Origin of the sequence: Limnospira sp. PMC 289.06 (assembly GCF_032350395.1) — a bacterium.
Classification (GTDB): domain Bacteria; phylum Cyanobacteriota; class Cyanobacteriia; order Cyanobacteriales; family Microcoleaceae; genus Limnospira; species Limnospira platensis.
Map to the genome: position 1 here is coordinate 1 of NZ_JARPLC010000307.1, position 1,421 is coordinate 1,421.

The following is a 1,421-nucleotide window of genomic DNA, read 5'->3' on the forward strand; positions in this document are numbered from 1 at the left end:
CGACGAGGTAAAGCGATCGGCTTACCTATATGACTATTGTAGGGTTCGGGCGGGAGGGGTGTTAATTTCCGCGCCGACTTGGGGGGAAGTTTGGCGGCGGGTGGTGGTAGTAGGGTAGCCTCTGAGTTTTTGCCAGCCAGTGAGTGATAGCCCGCCCCCAGAAAAAAATATCAGATAGGCGATCGACTATTCACCAGCAAGATGATTACATTGATTACCAGTCTTCAGGCAAAGTTACCCCAATAATAGTGAACTCTCCCCCCTCCTTTGGATTAACCAAGTTTGGAGTGTAAGTGCAATTGCAGAGGTAGCGATCGGGTTCATCATCTGGCAAAGTGTCAAAAAATAATAGTTGACGACTCATCGTGGGGATAATCGAAAAACCCCCGCCTAGGGATTCCACTGTTGCCACTTCGCTATGGCTTTTCACCCAGTTAATCAAATGGTGAATGTTATCGCCACCAGAAAACTCCCACTGATAGACCGCCATATGGCTAAAAGTCATAGCCATGATTTCCCTTGGACATAAAAACACTTTAATAACTTCACCCGCTCCCAAATGCCAGTCATCTGGTGAGTTTATTGTAAAGTTATACATTTGACCGGGGTAAAAAATGTCAAACTGATGCAAGACTGCCGCAGCCCGTGCAAACGCATTATATTTAGCGTTATCTTGCCAATCAGCAGAGTTAGCTATGGCAGGAGCCGCCCAGATTTGCTGATTGGCTGTCGCCCCAAAAGGTCTAACTAATAAGTCTGGCATTGGCATATCGTCTATTTCTCCTATTTCTTGTCCTAACTCATAATCAATTGCCGTTTCTTGTCTAACCCATACTTCAATCGTTTGAGTTGTGCTTGATGTGGCGAAAAGAGAAATTCCCCCGTCGCTACTATCAAAATAAATCGCATCCTCGAATACTGGTAAAACATTATTGCTGCCATCCCAGCGGATTGAAAATGGGCTTTCCCCTTTGATTAAAATCTCTCGCTTTACCGGGGATGGAGTAGAAGGGACAATTTCCAGTTCATCTTCCGCCACCAGTTCAACCATCCCCGATTTGGAAAATCTATAATAAGCGCCCCCACTGCCACCGCCGCCAGTCGGGCGCATTTCAAACCGAATAGGCATTTATCGTACAATGGAACTAATCACTTCTATTGTCGCATATGAACATCACGCCGGGACTTTATCCTGATTTTTCTGAGACTACCTTAGAGGCCTTAGTTTTAGCAATGGGGCGGCGGTTAATGAGGAGACAGAGAAACTTGGTTATTAATATCACCGGAAAAGACATTATGGATCTGACTCTGGACGAGGAAGATTCTGTTGTGAATCTGGCTATTGACGAGTTAGAAGGTTTTATTAATGACGGTGCGATCGCAGTAGTAGAACCATTTCTTGTGGGCTTTCAACCCGGAAC

The 1,421-nt window shown here is 45.5% G+C and carries 1 protein-coding gene and 1 pseudogene; one reads left to right on the top strand and one right to left on the bottom strand.

Annotation, left to right across the window (positions count from 1 at the left end):
* Window positions 1–214: 214 nt before the first annotated feature.
* Window positions 215–1,129 (bottom strand): hypothetical protein, encoded by a 915-nt coding sequence (locus P5674_RS24715; RefSeq protein WP_006615932.1) that lies wholly within the window; start codon window positions 1,127–1,129, stop codon window positions 215–217.
* 38 nt (window positions 1,130–1,167) lie between these two features.
* On the opposite strand from P5674_RS24715, the pseudogene P5674_RS24720 reads away from it, so the two are divergent.
* A pseudogene (locus P5674_RS24720) lies at window positions 1,168–1,421 on the top strand (hypothetical protein); the annotation flags it as partial.

Excerpts from the sequence above, each read along its gene's own strand:
- P5674_RS24715 (WP_006615932.1), bottom strand. The coding sequence starts at position 1,129 with ATGCCTATTCGGTTTGAAATGCGCCCGACTGGCGGCGGTGGCAGTGGG.